The sequence below is a fragment of the Colwellia sp. PAMC 21821 genome (genome assembly GCF_002077175.1).
Taxonomy (GTDB): Bacteria; Pseudomonadota; Gammaproteobacteria; order Enterobacterales; family Alteromonadaceae; genus Cognaticolwellia.
This window is the reverse complement of record NZ_CP014943.1, coordinates 4,495,385-4,512,883: the sequence shown is the minus strand read 5'-3', so window position 1 is coordinate 4,512,883 and position 17,499 is coordinate 4,495,385. Positions and strand designations below refer to the sequence as shown.

The following is a 17,499-nucleotide window of genomic DNA, read 5'->3' as shown; positions in this document are numbered from 1 at the left end:
CATCGCGCGTTACAACCTATTTTCAATGTGCAGTGTTGTCTGCATATTACAGACATGAGGAGTTTCCAATGCAATCACGTTTTAAAGGTAAAGTCGCTTTCGTTACAGGTGGCGGTAGTGGCATTGGCGCCGCAACCGCACAGCGATTGGCCCAAGAAGGTGCCAACGTTATTATTTGTGGTCGTCGTCAAGCACCAATAGAGGAAGTGGTAGCGAATATTCGCGAGCAAGGCTTCACCGCTCATGCTATGCAGGTCGATGTGAGCAATGAACAAGCATTTGTTCAAGCCCTTGAGCAAACGGCACACCAGTTCGGCGGATTAGACATTCTTGTGAATAACGCCATGGCTTTTTCTTACGGCAGTATTGAAGATATGAGCACAGAAGATTGGCATAGTAATTTTAGCACGTCGGTCGATGGCACATTCTGGGGTACCCGCACAGCGATTAAGTTGATGAAGAAAAAAGGTGGCGCTATCGTCAATCTAGCCTCTATTTGCGGTGAGTTAGGTACGCCAATGATGTCGGGCTATAGTGCGGCTAAAGCTGCTGTAATAAATTTCTCAAGAGCTGCAGCAGCAGAAGGTGCTGGGAACAATATTCGGGTCAATGTTGTCGTACCCGCTATTGTAGAGACACCAGCAACTGCAGGCATGTTGGCTGACGAAACAGCCCTTAAAAATACCAACCGACTTATCCCTATGGGTAGAGTTGGACGCAGTGATGAACTCGCAAGTGCGATTGCTTTTTTAGCCAGTGATGATGCTTCATATATCACTGGTGCATGTTTACCCGTTGATGGTGGTCGTTCCGCTGTACTTATTACAGCGATGGACTAAGGAATTATGATGACTAAAACTCACCCATTACTCACAGGCTGTGCGCTTGGAGATATACAGTTGGCAAATAGAGTGGTGATGGCACCGATGACGCGCAATCGCGCTGAAGTCGATGGCTCTCCCAATAACTTAATGCGTGACTATTATAGTCAGCGAGCGAATGCTGGACTTATTGTTGCCGAGGGAACTTGGCCAGTGGCAGCAGGGCAAGCGTACAATCGCCAACCAGGCATTGAAACACCAGAACATATTAAAGGATGGCGTGCGGTTACTGACGCTGTTCATGAACAAGGCGGCAAAATAGTCTTACAAATAATGCATGCGGGGCGTATTGGCTCTCATCATATTAAGGGTAGTGAATTGGCCACTGTTGCACCTTCTGCTATTAAAGCGCGTGGTGAGGTTTATACCGACAGTGCTGGTATGCAACCTTATGATATGCCAACAGAACTTAGTACAGAAGCTGTCTGGAAAGTTATAGACGAACATCGTCAAGCGGCAATCAATGCCAAAGAAGCCGGTTTTGACGGTGTAGAATTACATTGTACTAGCGGCTATTTACCTATGCAGTTTTTATGTTCAGATTCGAATCAGCGCAGTGACGAATTTGGTGGTAATGTCCAAGCAAGAGTTAAATTTGCTGCCGAATGCTTACGTGCGATGGCGTCAGTATTTGGTGCTGGGCGTGTTGGGCTGCGGATGAACCCAGGTAATCGTTTTAACGATACCAACGATGAGTTTCCTGAAGAAAGCCATGTGGCTTTACTCAAGGCAATCTCAGATCTAGACTTAGCTTATCTGCACATGATGCGAGCACCTATCGAGCAGATAGACGCTTTTAAAATTGGGCGAGAATCATTCAAAGGTGCACTGATTATTAATGATGGCTTTAATCCTGATTCTGCAGCACAGGCGGTTATAGCAGGACAAGCTGAAGCAGTTTCTTTTGCTCGGCATTATGTGTCCAATCCTGATTTTGTCAGTCGTATTGTTGCAAATTTACCGTTAACTAGATTAGATAGAAAAACACTCTATACGCCGGGTGCTGCGGGCTATACTGATTATGCAACCGCATAGTCAAATTTATACTCAATTCTCACCACTGTAGCGTAGGTTTTTATAGTGGTGGGAACTAGTAGGCCTAAAGTATTGAACTATACTGCAGATAAATTAGCGCGATAAACTATGATTGGAAATGAAAGTGCATACTATTTCGTTGCTAATATTAATGATTGTTGATGGTCTGCTTGCAAAGATCGACAATAAGATAGATAGTGGTAAGAGAAACACTGAATTATAATATAAGCTTATAATATTTAAATGCTTATTTTTTGTTTCACCCTTAAATATTGAATTAATAATAATAGCAATAGGTCGAATATATGGCAGAAATAAATATAGAACTCGAGCAATATAATGAATTAATTAATTCGTTATATGAATCGGCCAAAGATACTAACTCTGAGAGTTGGAGTAATCCCCTTAAATTATTGCAAGTGTTGTTCAACGCTAACTTTGTAACTTTGATTTTAAAAATCCCTGAAGAAGATGACTTAGGCTTAATGATCGCCGTTGGGAATAACTTGAAAGGTGAGCACAGCGTTCAAGATTTACCCTATCACTATAAACTTACCCCGTTTGCAGATCAGCCTGAAGATACCGTGTTAACCGTTCGAGATTTCATGGATGATGTTGAATGGCAGAAAAGCTCGTACCGACAGCATTGGTGTGCAAATAATGATGTTTATCATGTAATGACCGTAGACATTAGTACACCGAATTTTGGTAATTTAAGGTTCAGGGTGACTCGAGGACAAGCAGAAGAAGATTTTTCTGAGTCAGATAAAGCATTATGTACATTATTAATTCCCCATTTTAGACGCGCAATTTCTACTTTCTTACAGCTTAACAGTTCTGAATCTCTTGGCTCTTTATACTCTCGTGCGATTGGACGCTTATCTATTGCTACTATCACGATTGATGAACATGGTCGTGTGCTAGATAAAAATCTTTTTGCTAGCCATATTCTCGACGCTGATGATGGGCTTAAAATCGTCGCCGGAAAACTTACCGCACAATATAATACTGATAACCGCGAGCTTAAGCGTTTAATTAAAACAGCTTTTACTCACGCCAGCGAAAAACAGACTATGCCTGAGGCGATGTCTATTACACGTCCGTCAGGTGAAATTGCACTAGGGGTTGTGATCGAGGTCATACCATCTTTGGGCTGGGCCGAAGGTAAAGGTCAGAATAAGGCCGTGGTTTACATACGCGACGCGATAGGAAAGTCTACAACAAGCATAGAAATTTCTAAAAAGCTTTTTGGACTAACTCCAGCTGAAACGGCTTTATCATTGCAGTTGACGAATGGCTTGTCGTTGGAAGAAGCGGCAGAAGCACTCAATATTCGTCGCAATACGGCTAGGGCACACCTGCGTTCTATATTCTCTAAAACTGGTGTACGTCGCCAAACTGAGCTTGTAAGACTATTCCTTAATAGTGTTGCGGCATTAGGCTACGATGATAGTGAAGGGCATTAGCACTCCATCTATTTAACTCTACTTTACTGCGCCTCAACCTATCCGCTTTGAGGCGTAAGTATTAATATCAATTTTCACATTCGTTATCTAATACCAAGTTGATTAATTATTTGCTCATTTTTAAAGGTAAAAATGAGCAATAGATCACTTCATTCGCTCTTTAGGCATCAATAGTCCATCCGCACGATGAATTAAACCCATTTCACGGTAACTCTACAGTATCTGGAGCAATACGCTCCTAGTCATACCAAGTTCGGTATAATTTGCATGGGGTTGTTTATGCGCGTTGTCTCTCAACATTCGTTGGCATTAATGCTAGCCGCTAGTTTTGCTTCTACTATTGGTGGATTACCTTTCAATTCTCTGCCCATTCTTTTAGGTTCTTTAGCTGATACTTTTGGATTAGCCCCTCATGAAATTGGCTTGCTAGGCTCAATCTGCTTTGCTGGATATTTGCTTGGGACTTTGTCGTCGGTATTGATCATCAGTCGTTTTTGCTTGCGTAAATTAACAGTGGCATGTGCAGTAGCTTCATGTTTATTGTTGCTACTTTCTGCAGTATCTGAGGTGAATTGGCAAATGCCTTTATGGGCTTTAATTGGCTTCTTTGCTGCACTCATGACCTGCCTTGGCCTAAGAATTATTGGTCAAATGATCAATAAAGAACGTGCATTAGGTGTTCGTCAAGGCATTGAGTTAGGGGTAACAGCCATCGTTTTATTTGCTTTGCCTGCTTATGTCATTAGCCAATTTGGTTATGCGGGGGCAGCGATAAGTCTGTCACTTATTATTTTGCTATTAAGTATCAGTGTATTTTGGTTGCCAAAAAATACCCACCTGGCGCATGAAGACTTGAGTATAAAATCTCAACTGAATATCCCTAAGTCTGCTTGGATGGCATTGTTAGTATTTTTGGTATTTGCCACAGGTAACATAGCGTTATGGGCATTTTTAGAGCGGATAGGGAATAGTATTAAGTTAGAGCCCGCGCAGTTAGGTATTCTGTTTGCTGTGCTGAAGTTACTCGGTGGCGCGGCGGCGTTTTCAGTTGCGCTGGTGGGCAGTAAATTAGGCTTGCGTAAACCTTATATTATCGTACTGAGTGTATTAGCCATCGGCTTATATTTAATTTGGCTGTCGCTTAGTAGCGTCTCTCATCAGTTTGTGCTTTTTGCGATGGGTGCTTGGATTTGGGAAGTCGCTTTTACTTGGGGTTGCGTATTTCAAACAGCCGCTGTAGCAAGGTTAGACGCTAAAGGCCGAGCAATTATGCTGATCCCCGCCGCATTTGGTGTCAGTGCTATGGTAGGTCCGGCACTTGGTGGTTGGCTTGCGTCTTCGGGTTACCAGGGGATTTTAGCGCTAGCGTTTACGACCAGTTTAGTGTCAATGATATGCTTTATTGGCCCGTTGGCAGTCCGCCAACGTCAAGTACTTAGCGATCCGCTTGCTAGTTAATCAACCAATCTACCAAATTGTTATCATCATTCAAGATTATGTAAATGACAGGCAAAAAAGAGCCAGCAAATTGCTGGCTTAAGTTGCACATTGGGAATTTTAAATCAATATTATTAAATAGCTAATGCACAATAGATAAATATAACTGTTTTTGTTTGCTCATCGCTTTATCTTTTATATATCTTTTATTTACCTTTGAATTCAGGGTGGCGTTTTTGTAAGAAGGCTTCCATACCCTCACGTTGATCTTGTGAAGCAAATAACAACGCATTTGCTTTACGTTCTAAGGCCATCGCGCTTGCAAGTGGAGCATCCATGCCTGCAAGAATAACTTCTTTGATTTGCTCTGCTGCTAATGGCGGCATCCGGGCAATGCGACGACAGTTTGCTAGTGCTTTTGTGTAGACCTCGTCATCTTCACATAACTCACTAACGAGTCCGCCAACCCATGCATCATGAGCGCTGATCGGTTTTCCTGTTAATGCCATTTGCATTGCTTTGGCCTTACCAACCGCGCGCACTAGTCGTTGAGTTCCGCCGATACCAGGCATAATACCAATGGATATTTCAGGTTGGCAAAAGCTTGCTGTTTTGCCCGCAATAATAATATCGGCCAACATTGCAAGTTCACAGCCACCGCCAAATGCATAACCAGAAACTGCCGCAACAACCGGTTTAGGGCATTGTTCAATAGGTGCCCACAAGCGTTCAGTGTGGCGTTGATATATCTCAATCGGGTCAGCATCAATTAAGCCTTTAATATCACCACCTGCGGCGAAAACTTTTTCACCACCGGTTAACAAGATACATCGAACATCTTTATTATTAGCTAAATCAGTAAAGTGTTTGGATAACAGGGTTTGTAATTCCAAACTTAAAGCATTGGTAGCGTGAGGGCGGTTTAATCTCAACTCAGCAACACCTGCTTCAGGAAAACTCAATATAACGCTAGGCTGGTTTTTATCCGTCATCAGTATCTCCAAACACTGGAGAAACAAATTCCTCCAGTACCGTAAAATTTTAATAGAAGCCATTGTCACTTTTCGAACCTAAAGTCAGCATCGTCCATTTAGACGAAGCTGATTATCTAAAGCTCAATGTACACTGTTTTCATGGAATTAATTTTAATGCAAGGCTGAACTATGCAACCGAGTGAAAAATATAAAGACAAGGTAGTACTGATAACTGGAGGTACCAAAGGCATTGGTCTTGGCATTGCCAAAGGTTTCTTGTCGGCAGGTGCCAAAGTTGTTGTCTGTGGTCGTAAAGAAGTCGAGTTGTTGCCGCAAGTTACCGTAGATGGAAAAGTGAATCAAGCGCACTTTATTCAAGCCGACGTGAAAGATATTGATAGTACTGCAGCTATGTTCAGTGCAATAGTGCAGGAATATGGCACGTTAGACGTGTTAATTAATAATGCGGGTGGCAGTCCTTTTGCATTAGCAGATAAAGCATCTCCCCGTTTTCATGAAGCAATATTGAAACTTAATCTTATTGCACCGCTAAATGTTGCTCAGCAAGCAAATGAAATTATGCAGGCCGGCAAAGGTGGCAGCATTATATTTATTGGCAGCATCAGTGCGATGCGTGCTTCACCTGGTACAGCGGCTTATGGCGCAGCCAAGGCGGGTGTGTTGTCGCTAGTTAAGTCTCTTGCTGTTGAATGGGCACCTAAAGTGCGCATTATGGCGGTGAGTCCAGGCTTAGTAAGAACTGAAAACTCTCACCTGCATTACGGTGACGAAGCAGGTATAGCAGCGGTGAGTGAGACGATACCGGCAGGTAGGTTGGCTGAGCCTGAAGACATTGCTAATGCTTGTTTATTTTTAGCTTCGCCTGAAGCGAGTTATGCAAGTGGTTGTAATTTACTTATAAATGGCGGTGGTGAAATGCCCGCTTTTCTCAACGCTAGCGAAGAAAGCAAATAGCTATTTTCTTTCAAATTATAGATTGATCTTGATAAATGTAGGAGACGAACATTGGCTAAATATGAATGGTTATCCGAAATAGAAGCGATGGTAGGGCGACAATATGGTCGTATCTACGCGTGGGACAGAATTAATGAAGCCATGGTTCGACAATGGTGCGAAATCATGGGCGTAGACAATCCACTTTATACGGATGCAGAATACGCTGCAACGACAGTACATGGACAGTTAGTTGCGCCACCAGCAATGCTACAGGGTTGGTGTTTGGCAGGTTTTGGTGATAAAAAATTGGCACCAGGGTCGACGGATGAAAACCCCTATGGCGTACTTGAAGTAATTGAAAAGCATGGTTACCCAGCGGTGGTAGCGGTTAACTCAAACTTAACCTTTGATCGTTATATAACCATGGGTGAGAAACTTTATTACACCACGGTTTTAGATAGTGTTAGTGAAGAGAAAACAACGGCACTTGGTACGGGTTTTTTCGTGACGTTAAAAATGACTTATTTCTCTGAACAGCCTGAAGGCCAAGATGATGAAAAAGTCGGTGATATGATGTTTCGCGTGATTAAATTTAAGCCGGCTCAAAAACCGGACAAACCTGCAGTTAAAAAAGAAGCGGCTGTACGCAAACGTCCTAAGCCTGCTATCAGTGATGATAACCGTTTTTTCTGGGAAGGTTTTGAAGCGAATGAGCTGCGTATTCAAGAATGTAACAGCTGTAAAAAATTACAACACCCACCAGCACCTGTTTGCATGCATTGTCATACCTTCGATTTAGGTTACAAAGTTACCAGTGGTAAAGGCGAGTTATATTCATTCGTTATAATGCATTATCCACACGTAGCGCCATTTGATAGCCCGAATCCCATTGGTCTTATTGAATTAGAAGAAGGTGTTCGTATCCCCGCGGGTTTAATTGGTCTTGAAGAAGGTAAATCGCCGAAAATTGGCCAAAAGGTGCAAGTGGAATTCCACACATTTGATGGTGAATTGACCTTGCCTCAATTTAGACTTGTGTCTACTAAGGAGTCGTAATGGATTTCAATCTAACAGAAGAGCAGTCGGCTATTGCCGATATGGCGAAGAGCCTTTTTACTGATACCTGTACTGACGAGTTTCTACGAGACTACGATGAGGCTGGTCAAGGCACAATGTCTGACTTATGGAAGGCCTGTATCGAAACTGGATTACAAGGGGTTATTATCCCTGAAGCTATAGGCGGTATTGATCTGGGTATGACTGAATTGAGTCTTGTATTGCAAGCTCAAGGCGGTGCGTTAGGTCAAGTGCCACTGTGGCGACATCAAGTTGCTGCGACTGCCATTGCTAAATTTGGCTCCGAAGATCTTACCTCAACCGCAGAAGAAGCCGCAGCAGGGACTAACTTGTTAACCTTAGCGTTCAATTTAGTTAATAATTTTGCTGAAGCACAAGTTTCAGTTGAAAAAATTAATAATGAATTAAAGCTCAATGGTTTAATTCAATCAGTTGCTGTTGCAGGTTTAGCTGATTATATATTACTGCCGTTAACGGTAGGCAACGAAACACGCTGGGCATTGTTGGCGAGTAAAACTGAAGGTTTATCGCTGATCGAAGGAAAAATGACGCAAGGTGAAGAAGTTGCTGACTTACATCTTAATGATGTTGTTATTTCAGCGTCATCATTACTTGAAGCTGATGCTAATCGTTGGCTAGTCCCACGTATTCTTGCTTCGTTAGCGTCTTTACAATTAGGTGTCAGTGAAGTTCAAATTGCTAAAACAGTTGAGTATGTTAGTGAACGTAAGCAATTTGAGCGTGCCATTGGTACTTTCCAAGCGGTGCAAATGACCATGGCAGATGCCAAAATTGCACTTGAAGCTTTACGCAGTAGTGTGTGGCAACTTTGTTACCGTATTGATAACGATTTGGGTTGTGAACATGAAGCTTTTGCTACTGCTTGGCAAGCTTGTGAAGCTGGCCATACCATTGGTCATAAAGCACAGCATGTTCACGGTGGTTTTGGTGTTGATGTTAGTTACATCATTTACAGATACCTTTATTGGAGTCGTGCAATTAGCTTAAATTTAGGCGGTAGTCCCGCATTATTAGCGAAACTTGGCGATGCTTTAACCCAAAGCGATAAGCTTGGCTGGAAATATGACCTGGATGAAAACTATGCAAACTAAAAATACGCACACTCAAACAATGCAATTTAATGACGTTCAGGTAGGCGATAAATTACCTGAAAAATCTATCCCAATTACGGTAGCGTTAATCTCTAATGGTGCGTTAGCAACCCGTGACTTTTTTCCGGGTCATCATGATAAAGATGCGGCGATTGCACTAGGCTCACCACATATCTTTATGAATATTTTAACGACTAATGGTTTAGTACAAGGATTTGTTGAAGGTTGGAGTGGCCCACAAAGCACTATCGAAAACATAGATATTAAACTAGGCATGCCTAATTACCCTGATGACACTATGGTCTTTATGGGTGAAGTTACAGGAAAAAATCCTGATAACCGTACTATTGAGGTTGGTTTAGCAGGTAAAAATCAATACGGCATGCATGTCACTGGCACAGTACGTTTGGTATTGCCATAACACTTAGGAGAGACAAGATGAATGAGTCAATTAGCGGTAAAGCTGCCATTGCAGGTCTAGGTGTCACCGAGTTTTCTAAAAACTCTGGTCGTACTGAATTACGTTTAGCGATGGAAGCAACTTTAGCGGCATTAGAAGATGCCGGTATCGACCCAAGTGAAGTCGACGGCTTCAGTAGTTATTCTGTAGATAAAGTTCCAGAATATGAAATTGCACGCCTATTAGGTTGTGATGAAGTGAAATTTTTCTCACAAGTTCCTCATGGCGGCGGAGCAGCATGTGGACCTATCATGCATGCGGCAATGGCTGTGGCAAGTGGTGTGGCAAAAACCGTCGTGGTTTATCGAGCGATGAATGAACGCTCTTGGTATCGCTTTGGTACGGGCGATTACGGCTTTGCTGCATCACCATTTTTTGAAAATGTTAACTATGGCTACTATATGCCCCATGGTTTTCATACTCCGGCAAGTTGGGTGGGTATGTTTGCCCAGCGTTATATGCATGAATTTGGTGCCACCTCAGAAGATTTTGGTCGTGTGGCTGTTTCCTCTCGTGATTTTGCTGCAACTAACCCAGCAGCATTCTTCTATCAAAAGCCAATTACCTTAGCAGATCATCAAGCATCAAAATGGATTTGCGAACCACTGCACTTACTTGATTGTTGTCAAGAGTCTGATGGCGCTGTTGCTATGGTTATCACCAGTGTTGACCGTGCTAAAACCTTAAAGCAAAAACCCGTGATTATCAAAGCAGGTGCGCAAGGTATCGCTGAAGGTCAACAAATTATGACCTCATATTACCGTGAAGATATTACCGGCTTACCAGAGATGGATATCGTCGCTAAAGAGCTGTATGCGCAATCAGGATTAGGTCCTGATGACTTCCAAACTGCTATTATTTATGATCATTTTACACCGTTTGTCTTACCACAACTTGAAGCGTTTGGTTTTGCTGAGCGCGGTAAAGCGAAAGATTTTATTCGTGCTGGTCATCATGAACGTGGTGGTAAATTACCTATTAATACGCACGGAGGACAGCTAGGTGAAGCTTATATCCATGGAATGAATGGTGTAGCTGAAGCGGTAAGACAAGTGCGTGGTACTTCAGTAAACCAGGTTGACGATGTCGAGAATGTACTCGTTACCGCGGGCACTGGTGTTCCAACGAGTGGTTTAATTTTAGGCGCAGAATAATAGGAGTGCATCATGTTCATTGATTTAACACCAGAACAACGGGCATTACGCCTAGAAGTTAGAGATTACTTTACGCAATTAATGACACCTGAATTGCGCCAGCAGCTCAGAGGAAAAGAGGGTGGTGATAATTTTCGCAACGTTGTTCGTCAAATAGGTAAAGACGGCTGGTTAGCAGTAGGCTGGCCAAAAGAGTTTGGTGGTCAAGGCTACAAAGCGACAGAGCAACTTATATTTTTTGAAGAAGCTAATATAGCTGGAGCGCCATTACCTTTTGTCACCATCAGCACTGTTGGCCCTGCGTTAATGCAATATGGTACTGATTTACAGAAAGAAAAGTTTTTACCCGGTATTGCTAATGGTGAAATTCATTTCGCTATTGGTTATTCAGAGCCAAATGCAGGATCTGATTTAGCAACCCTAAAAACCAAAGCAACGCTTGAAGGTGATAATTTTATTGTTAATGGCAATAAAATGTGGACATCAGGCGCAGAGTCAGCTGATTACATATGGCTTGGGGTTAGAACAGATCAAGAATTACCTCGTCATAAGGGTATCTCTATCATGATCTTAGATACCAAAAGTGAAGGTTTTAGCAGTACCGTTATTCCAACCTGTTCAAATCCAACAGCAGCGTCTTACTATGACAATGTTAAAGTACCTAAAGAGATGCTGGTAGGTGAATTAAATGGTGGTTGGAGACTGATCACATCACAGTTAAACCATGAACGTTTAGGTTTAGGCTCTTGGTCAGATAAAGTCGTAGGCTTGTATCGTCGCATTTACCTTTGGGCTAAGACACCTGACGAGCAAGGTAAGCGTGCATCTGATCATCCATGGGTAAGAGCAGCACTGGCAGAATGTTATGCAAAACTTGAAGCTATGCGTTTGATTAATTTCCGTATTGCTGCTGATTTAGAGCATGGAAAAATGGATATAGCATTAGCGTCTATCACTAAAGTTTATGGCAGTGAGTCATCAATTGAAATTTTGCGTAAGCTGATTGATATTGTTGGTATGAATGGCATGGTTCGAGACGACTCAGCAGCAGCTTTTTTGATGGGCGAGCTCGAATATGAAGTACGTGCATCAGTAACACTAACCTTTGGTGGTGGTGTGAACGAAATTCAACGCGAACTTATTGCCCAGTTTGGCATTGGTATGCCTCGCGCCGTACGTTAATAGGAGTTCAGATGAGTGATTTAGATGTGTTTCGTCAAGAAGTTCGCACTTGGCTTGAGGCTAATTGCCCAATGTCATTACGTACACCTACCCCAGACGGAGAGCTTATTTGGGGGGGACGTGATGTTAACTTTACTTTTGATGATCAAAAGTTATGGTTTGACCGTATGCGCGACAAAAACTGGTTTTGTCCTAGTTGGTCAACCGAATACGGCGGTGGTGGCCTCAATGCAAAAGAAAATAGCATATTAGAAAGCGAAATGCGTCGACTTAAATGTCGTCCACCACAAATAAACTTGGGCATTTGGATGCTTGGACCTGTGCTTTTACAGCACGGTAGCGAGCAACAAAAGCAGCAATTCCTTAAGCCGATGACCCGCGGTGAAGTCCGTTGGTGTCAAGGTTTCAGTGAACCTAATGCCGGTTCAGATCTTGCCAGCATTCGCACTAGCGCGGTTGACCAGGGCGATCATTACCTGGTTAATGGTAGTAAAATATGGACCTCTTATGGTGACAAGTCTGACTGGATGTATGCATTGGTTAGAACCGATCCTAAAGCGCCGAAGCATCAAGGTATTAGCTTGTTATTACTCGACATGCACAGCGAAGGTGTAAAAGCTGCGCCAATTGATTTAATCAGCGGTAAGTCATCTTTTTGTGAAGTGTTTTTCGATAATGTTGTCGTCCCTAAAGAGAACCTTATTGGTGAAATTAACGATGGCTGGAAGTTGGCGAAAGAATTGTTGCAACACGAACGTAGCGCCATGTCTAAGTTTGGAGAGTTTCAATTACCCACCCATTTTGACTTAATGTCACTGATGAGTGATTACATGCCTTTGCCTCACAGTCCTAGTGAAGCTGCACTTTTTGATAAAGCGGTTGCTGCCGAAATGGAAGAGCATGCTTATAACCTAACAGTTCAGCGGTTAACACAAGAAATGCAGGCAGGACAAAGTTGCTTTGGTTTAATGTCAATTATGAAACTAGTGCATACAGAGCAAGAGAAAATAAAATTTGAATTGTTGCTTGATGCCATGGGATATCGTGCGTTGGGTTGGGAAGATGATAACTTTACTGATCAAGAACAAGCCATTAATCGAGCTTGGCTCAACAGTTTTTCTCAAACTATTGCTGGTGGCTCCTCTGAAGTTCAGCTCAACGTGATAGCCAAACGTGTGTTACAACTACCTGAAAATAAAGGAACAAGCTGATGAGTATGGTGTATAGCGAAGATGACCGTATGTTGGCGGATACGGCGGAAGAATTTCTCAGTGCTCAAAGTCCTGTGGCTGCTCAGCGTGCGCTACGCGATAGCAGTTCAACGCTAAATTATGATACAAAAATTTGGCAACAAATGATTGAACTAGGTTGGGGCGCAGTGACGTTTCCTGAAGATCTTGGTGGTCTAGATTTTGGTTACAAAGGAATGGGCGCAATATTTGAAGCGATGGGAAAACACCTGACCGCTTCACCAATGTTATCATCGGTAACACTTTGTGGTTCATTATTACAACAACTAGCAAACGAAGATCAACAAGCTTGGTTAACGGCCATTATCAGTGGTGAAAAGCGTCTAGCCCTTGCAGTTGACGAGCAAGCCAGGCATAAACCAGACAATATGCAAACAACGGCTACAACAGATGGCAATAGTTTTATCCTTAATGGGAAGAAAACAATGGTTATTGATGGCGTTAGCCCTGACGGATGGATTGTGGCGGCACAACATCAGTCTGGGTGTAGCTTGTTTATCGTGCCATTTAGTGACCAAGTTAAGGTTAAGCGCCTAAAATTAATTGATTCACGTAACTATGCAGAGCTTACTTTTAGTGATCTTAAATTACCTGCACAAGCTTTATTAGGTAAAGCGGGTGATAGTTTTGTTGCGCTAGAACATGCCTTAGATTTAGGTCGTTTATGCTTAAGTAGTGAAATGCTTGGCGCAACTAAAGCTCTGTTTGATATGACCATTGAATACTTAAAAGTGCGTGAACAATTTGGCGTTAAAATTGGTACTTTTCAGGCATTACAACATCGTGCGGCAAGGTGCTTTGTAGAGTTAGAATTAGCTCAGTCTTGTGTTATATCAGCGCTTTCAACCGCAGATAGCACTGAAGAGAGTCTTGCCTCTAGTGCTAGTTTAGCTAAATGGAAACTTTCAAAAGTTGCGGATCTTATCAGTGGTGAAGCGGTTCAAATGCATGGTGGTATAGGTGTCACCGATGAGTTAGATATTGGTCTATACCTGAAGCGGATCCGCGTAGCGCAAATGTGTTTTGGTGATGCTGACTTTCATCAAGCTAGATTCTCATCGCTAATAGCTTGATGATTTAAGCTCTGACTATCAAACTAGTCGTATGAGTTTTGTTTACGGTATGACCCTCCCAAAAAAAAGGGCGCCAATACTATTGGCGCCCTATATCACTTAGCCTTTACGCTTTCTAGGTTTTACAACTTCGTTAGTCGTTGATGCTTTTTTCAATTTACGTTTTTCTTTCAACGTTAACACTGATTTTTTCTTTTCACTTTTAGACATGTTATCACCTAATAATAAATAATCGATTAATTGTGTTTTTTAGCATTCAAACCGAAATTCTCTATATTTTCTTCATAAACTAAATTGCGTGAATAACTTAATAGATTGTAAATTAGCTATTTACAGGTATATCTATGCATAAAAATTTAGCATTAATTTTTTCACCATCTAATTAGCAGTTGAGCTAGAAATAGAGGTGATAAATTATAAATTTTTACTTGCGTTTAGTTATCTTTACTTATCTTTAGTTATGTTCTGTAAAAACAGATGGGCGTAGAGAAACGCCCGTTTAAGCGGGGAATTTTAGGGCGAAGCTCCCTAAAAATAAAATATAATAAAGTACTGAAATAGGTGTTTTCATGCCTACAATATAGCAGCTTAAATAATAACTTCAAGCTAATCTGAGAGGGTTTAATGAAATAAAAATCACACTCAATAAATACTAATGTTGTTTAAATAATACCATCGGTAAATTGAGTGTAAATAAATAAAATATATCTATAAAAAGCAACATGCTTACTTCTTGTTTATGAATACCTAATGAAATATTCATTAAATCCATACTGTATTTTAGTCCCGAATATAAAGCTGATTGATTCAAAATATTTCTATCTAATTATCACCGATATAATCAGTCATAATTTTTTCAATTTTCTGTTCTTCTGAAAGCGTCAATAAAATTAAGTTAATTTCATTTATAAGCTCACTGTCGTTTCTAAACGCGAAACCATAGCCTTGCTTGTAATATTCTGCACTGGGAATATTAATATTTTCTGCTTTGTGTTTGTTTTTATAAAACAACAATTGTGGGCGGTCAAATACCACGGCATCAACGTCTTTATTTTTTAGCTTTTCCATGGCATCAGTTAGCGTGCTCACTAATACCGTTTTTCCTTGGTGCTCATCAATAAAACCAACGGCAGGCGAACCAATTTTTGTGGCAATTTTTTTGCCCGGAAACTGCTCTACCTGTGTGATTGTGGAGTTACTAAAGCCTGATAGAGTAAGCGTGCTGGCAATACCTGCAATCATGGAAGTTGCGAATATTAATGAAATAATCATCCAACAGCCGGCTACAACTCGACCTTTTAAACTTACGGGCGCCATATCGCCATAGCCTGTGGTGCTCATAGTCACAATAGCTAACCACATACCGTTGGCTATTCCTTTTTTTGGATCGGCAGGGAATTGTTCCGGTGAGTGTTTACGCTCAGCCAGCCAAAATAATAGCCCAACTGATGCCAACAAAGATAAAAATATACAGATTGCGATTAACAACTGCATGCTAAAAAAAGGTTTTATTTTACCCCAAAAACTGGCGTTTTCATCACGAGAAGCAATGGTCAAGCTTGATTGATAGTATGGTTGGGAGAAACGAAAGTCTTTTATTCGTTCAGAGGTAATGCTAATAGGCCCCGCTAGTAAATCAACTTGACCTTGCTTTAAAGCATTAAGCGCTTTATCAACGGAATCAAAATACTTATATTGATATGCCCAGTTTTTTTCTTGAGCAATATTTTCCCAAATTGAAAGTGAAATCCCTTCTAATGATTTACTGTCTGGATCGTATATAACAAAAGGTTTATCTCCTGCAACGGCAACCGTTAGGGTGGTAATTTCTGCCTCTTTTTGAGCATGTACAGAAAAAACAGCCATCAGGCTTAAAACACAGATGAGTAGTGAATAAAATTTATTTTTTAGCATAAAAACTCTTTTTTACAAATTAGTGGTAATAAGTTAAGAATACACAAGTTTACAAGCTAAGTGGATGCTTAAATAAGTGAAAAGTAAATTTTTTAATCAGAACAAATACTCATATAAACAAGTTACTTTAGTAAACGACTTAGTGTCTCGTTTTGCCAATGCATTAATCAGCTTTATCGATACAGAGATAATGATTAAATAACGCAGTTGCTGGCCGTGTTGAACAGGATAAATGTTCAGGCAATAAGTGAATTTGGTTTACTCTCTGTTAATCAATCTAGTCTCAATAAACGATGATTTGTGCGACATTCGATTCTATGGTGAATGCTTCAACATATCATGGGCAAACCAGAATATGTAAGCTGCAATGGATAAAATCATAAGCACTTTATCAGTTAACTTTTAGTCATTGTGGCCGTTCGTGCAGTAATTATTTTTTCTGTTTAAGTCATAGCCGCAGGTAAAGATTGTCCTGCGTTTCTGAACTTTATTATTGCTTGTAATCACCATTAAGGAAGGATTTTAAAATGTCGTCAATGTTTAATCTTAAAGGGCGCACCGCCCTAGTTACCGGGGCTGGACAAGGAATGGGTACAGGTATAGTTGAGGCTTTAGCTAAACAAGGTGCTTGTGTTTACTTGAACGATCTTTTTCATGACCGAGTTGATGCGCAGGTAGCTGCTATGCAAGCCAAGGGTTACAATGTAAAGGCTGCAGGTGGAGATATTACTGACCCAGATTGGATAGAACAAGTTGTAGCATCATCTGGTGGTATTGACATTCTGGTCAATAACGCGGGTGTTCCTGTGGGTATGCCAGGGAGCTTACGTCCTTTTGAGGAAATGACAGCAGAAGATTATGAACGTCAGTTTAAGCTAAATTTTTATGCCATTGTTAACCTCACGCGCGCGGTGTTACCTGCCATGATTGAACAAGGGCATGGTCGAATATTAATGATTTCATCAGAGTCGTGGCGACAGGGGCAATCTTTAGGTTTAAGCGATTACGCATCGTCAAAAGCTGCTGCAATCGGGTTTATGCGAACATTATCGGCAGAACTGGGCGAAAAGGGCGTTACCGTAAATGCCTTGTCACTTGGCGCTATGAATAATCATGGCTACGATGAACTTGCTGCAAAAGTAACATCGGTAGGTCGTGCGGGAACTCCTGAGGATGTCGGTGCAGCGGCTACTTACTTGGTCTCAAATGAAGCATCTTGGATGACAGGACAAACCATCGCTCTTAATGGTGGCTCTTGCACGGCATAAAGCAATGGTTACGAATAAATGTATATATTAGTTGAGTAACTCCGTGGTGCTATTGTTAATACAGGACAACTGCGGAGTTATGAATAAGTTTAAGCTAGTACTATAAAATCAAGTTCATCAAATAAACCCCTAAAGCTCTTATTTTATTCTGTAAATCTTAAATAATTTTGATCTGATTTGATAAAACATATTATCTTTGATATCGAGTATAAAAAATCCCCAGTAATTGGCAATGCAACGACTGAGGATTTTAAGTTTT

At 41.3% G+C, this 17,499-nt stretch carries 15 protein-coding genes; 13 read left to right on the top strand and 2 right to left on the bottom strand.

What is annotated here, in order from left to right:
• Nucleotides 1-68 precede the first annotated feature (68 nt).
• The 4 genes from A3Q33_RS18865 (at nucleotide 69) to A3Q33_RS18850 (ending at nucleotide 4,840) form a co-directional block, all read left to right on the top strand.
• Nucleotides 69-839: an SDR family NAD(P)-dependent oxidoreductase gene (locus A3Q33_RS18865; protein ID WP_081181394.1), complete on the top strand. Its 771-nt coding sequence runs from the start codon at nucleotides 69-71 to the stop codon at nucleotides 837-839.
• A 9-nt stretch (nucleotides 840-848) separates the two neighbouring features.
• Nucleotides 849-1,916, top strand: a complete 1,068-nt coding sequence (locus tag A3Q33_RS18860; RefSeq protein WP_081181392.1) for an alkene reductase — start codon at nucleotides 849-851, stop codon at nucleotides 1,914-1,916.
• 305 nt (nucleotides 1,917-2,221) lie between these two features.
• Nucleotides 2,222-3,382 carry a helix-turn-helix transcriptional regulator gene (locus A3Q33_RS18855; protein ID WP_081181390.1) on the top strand — a complete coding sequence of 387 codons (1,161 nt, stop codon included), beginning with the start codon at nucleotides 2,222-2,224 and terminating at the stop codon, nucleotides 3,380-3,382.
• 279 nt (nucleotides 3,383-3,661) lie between these two features.
• Nucleotides 3,662-4,840, top strand: a complete 1,179-nt coding sequence (locus tag A3Q33_RS18850) for an MFS transporter (RefSeq protein ID WP_081181388.1) — start codon at nucleotides 3,662-3,664, stop codon at nucleotides 4,838-4,840.
• Nucleotides 4,841-5,025: 185 nt separating this feature from the next.
• Here A3Q33_RS18850 and A3Q33_RS18845 read toward each other — a convergent pair whose 3' ends face one another.
• Nucleotides 5,026-5,811 carry an enoyl-CoA hydratase gene (locus tag A3Q33_RS18845; RefSeq protein WP_081181386.1) on the bottom strand — a complete coding sequence of 262 codons (786 nt, stop codon included), beginning with the start codon at nucleotides 5,809-5,811 and terminating at the stop codon, nucleotides 5,026-5,028.
• Between the two features lie 171 nt (nucleotides 5,812-5,982).
• On the opposite strand from A3Q33_RS18845, the gene A3Q33_RS18840 reads away from it, so the two are divergent.
• Genes A3Q33_RS18840 through A3Q33_RS18805 form a run of 8 tightly spaced genes read left to right on the top strand, consistent with a single transcriptional unit; the run spans nucleotide 5,983 to nucleotide 14,058 of the window.
• Nucleotides 5,983-6,768 (top strand): SDR family oxidoreductase, encoded by a 786-nt coding sequence (locus A3Q33_RS18840; RefSeq protein ID WP_081181384.1) that lies wholly within the window; start codon nucleotides 5,983-5,985, stop codon nucleotides 6,766-6,768.
• A gap of 51 nt (nucleotides 6,769-6,819) precedes the next feature.
• Nucleotides 6,820-7,806 (top strand): OB-fold domain-containing protein, encoded by a 987-nt coding sequence (locus tag A3Q33_RS18835; RefSeq protein ID WP_196798008.1) that lies wholly within the window; start codon nucleotides 6,820-6,822, stop codon nucleotides 7,804-7,806.
• A complete protein-coding gene (locus A3Q33_RS18830) occupies nucleotides 7,806-8,939 on the top strand; it encodes an acyl-CoA dehydrogenase family protein (protein WP_081181382.1) in 1,134 nt (377 codons plus the stop codon). The genes A3Q33_RS18835 and A3Q33_RS18830 overlap by 1 nt, the downstream gene beginning before the upstream one ends.
• A complete protein-coding gene (locus tag A3Q33_RS18825; protein ID WP_081182794.1) occupies nucleotides 8,929-9,360 on the top strand; it encodes a MaoC family dehydratase in 432 nt (143 codons plus the stop codon). Before A3Q33_RS18830 ends, A3Q33_RS18825 begins: the two co-directional genes overlap by 11 nt.
• Before the next feature lie 17 nt (nucleotides 9,361-9,377).
• A complete protein-coding gene (locus A3Q33_RS18820) occupies nucleotides 9,378-10,553 on the top strand; it encodes a lipid-transfer protein (protein WP_081181380.1) in 1,176 nt (391 codons plus the stop codon).
• Nucleotides 10,554-10,565: 12 nt separating this feature from the next.
• On the top strand, nucleotides 10,566-11,735 hold the full coding sequence (locus tag A3Q33_RS18815) for an acyl-CoA dehydrogenase family protein (protein WP_081181378.1): 1,170 nt from the start codon (nucleotides 10,566-10,568) through the stop codon (nucleotides 11,733-11,735).
• A gap of 11 nt (nucleotides 11,736-11,746) precedes the next feature.
• A complete protein-coding gene (locus A3Q33_RS18810; RefSeq protein WP_081181376.1) occupies nucleotides 11,747-12,946 on the top strand; it encodes an acyl-CoA dehydrogenase family protein in 1,200 nt (399 codons plus the stop codon).
• The gene (locus A3Q33_RS18805) at nucleotides 12,946-14,058 is read left to right on the top strand and encodes an acyl-CoA dehydrogenase family protein (RefSeq protein ID WP_081181374.1); all 1,113 of its coding nucleotides are present in this window, start codon (nucleotides 12,946-12,948) and stop codon (nucleotides 14,056-14,058) included. Before A3Q33_RS18810 ends, A3Q33_RS18805 begins: the two co-directional genes overlap by 1 nt.
• Before the next feature lie 822 nt (nucleotides 14,059-14,880).
• On the opposite strand, the gene A3Q33_RS18800 is transcribed toward A3Q33_RS18805, so the two are convergent.
• Nucleotides 14,881-15,972, bottom strand: a complete 1,092-nt coding sequence (locus A3Q33_RS18800; protein ID WP_231295729.1) for a transporter substrate-binding domain-containing protein — start codon at nucleotides 15,970-15,972, stop codon at nucleotides 14,881-14,883.
• A gap of 527 nt (nucleotides 15,973-16,499) precedes the next feature.
• On the opposite strand from A3Q33_RS18800, the gene A3Q33_RS18795 reads away from it, so the two are divergent.
• Entirely contained in the window at nucleotides 16,500-17,240 is a 741-nt protein-coding gene (locus tag A3Q33_RS18795; protein WP_081181372.1) for an SDR family NAD(P)-dependent oxidoreductase, read from the top strand.
• The last annotated feature ends 259 nt before the right edge of the window (nucleotides 17,241-17,499 follow it).

Bases quoted from the DNA above. Each gene is read 5' to 3' on its own strand.
- A3Q33_RS18865 (WP_081181394.1), top strand. From the start codon at position 69: ATGCAATCACGTTTTAAAGGTAAAGTCGCTTTCGTTACAGGTGGCGGT.
- A3Q33_RS18860 (WP_081181392.1), top strand. From the start codon at position 849: ATGACTAAAACTCACCCATTACTCACAGGCTGTGCGCTTGGAGATATA.
- A3Q33_RS18855 (WP_081181390.1), top strand. From the start codon at position 2,222: ATGGCAGAAATAAATATAGAACTCGAGCAATATAATGAATTAATTAAT.
- A3Q33_RS18850 (WP_081181388.1), top strand. From the start codon at position 3,662: ATGCGCGTTGTCTCTCAACATTCGTTGGCATTAATGCTAGCCGCTAGT.
- A3Q33_RS18845 (WP_081181386.1), bottom strand. From the start codon at position 5,811: ATGACGGATAAAAACCAGCCTAGCGTTATATTGAGTTTTCCTGAAGCA.
- A3Q33_RS18840 (WP_081181384.1), top strand. From the start codon at position 5,983: ATGCAACCGAGTGAAAAATATAAAGACAAGGTAGTACTGATAACTGGA.
- A3Q33_RS18830 (WP_081181382.1), top strand. From the start codon at position 7,806: ATGGATTTCAATCTAACAGAAGAGCAGTCGGCTATTGCCGATATGGCG.
- A3Q33_RS18825 (WP_081182794.1), top strand. From the start codon at position 8,929: ATGCAAACTAAAAATACGCACACTCAAACAATGCAATTTAATGACGTT.
- A3Q33_RS18820 (WP_081181380.1), top strand. From the start codon at position 9,378: ATGAATGAGTCAATTAGCGGTAAAGCTGCCATTGCAGGTCTAGGTGTC.
- A3Q33_RS18815 (WP_081181378.1), top strand. From the start codon at position 10,566: ATGTTCATTGATTTAACACCAGAACAACGGGCATTACGCCTAGAAGTT.
- A3Q33_RS18810 (WP_081181376.1), top strand. From the start codon at position 11,747: ATGAGTGATTTAGATGTGTTTCGTCAAGAAGTTCGCACTTGGCTTGAG.
- A3Q33_RS18805 (WP_081181374.1), top strand. From the start codon at position 12,946: ATGAGTATGGTGTATAGCGAAGATGACCGTATGTTGGCGGATACGGCG.
- A3Q33_RS18800 (WP_231295729.1), bottom strand. From the start codon at position 15,972: ATGCTAAAAAATAAATTTTATTCACTACTCATCTGTGTTTTAAGCCTG.
- A3Q33_RS18795 (WP_081181372.1), top strand. From the start codon at position 16,500: ATGTCGTCAATGTTTAATCTTAAAGGGCGCACCGCCCTAGTTACCGGG.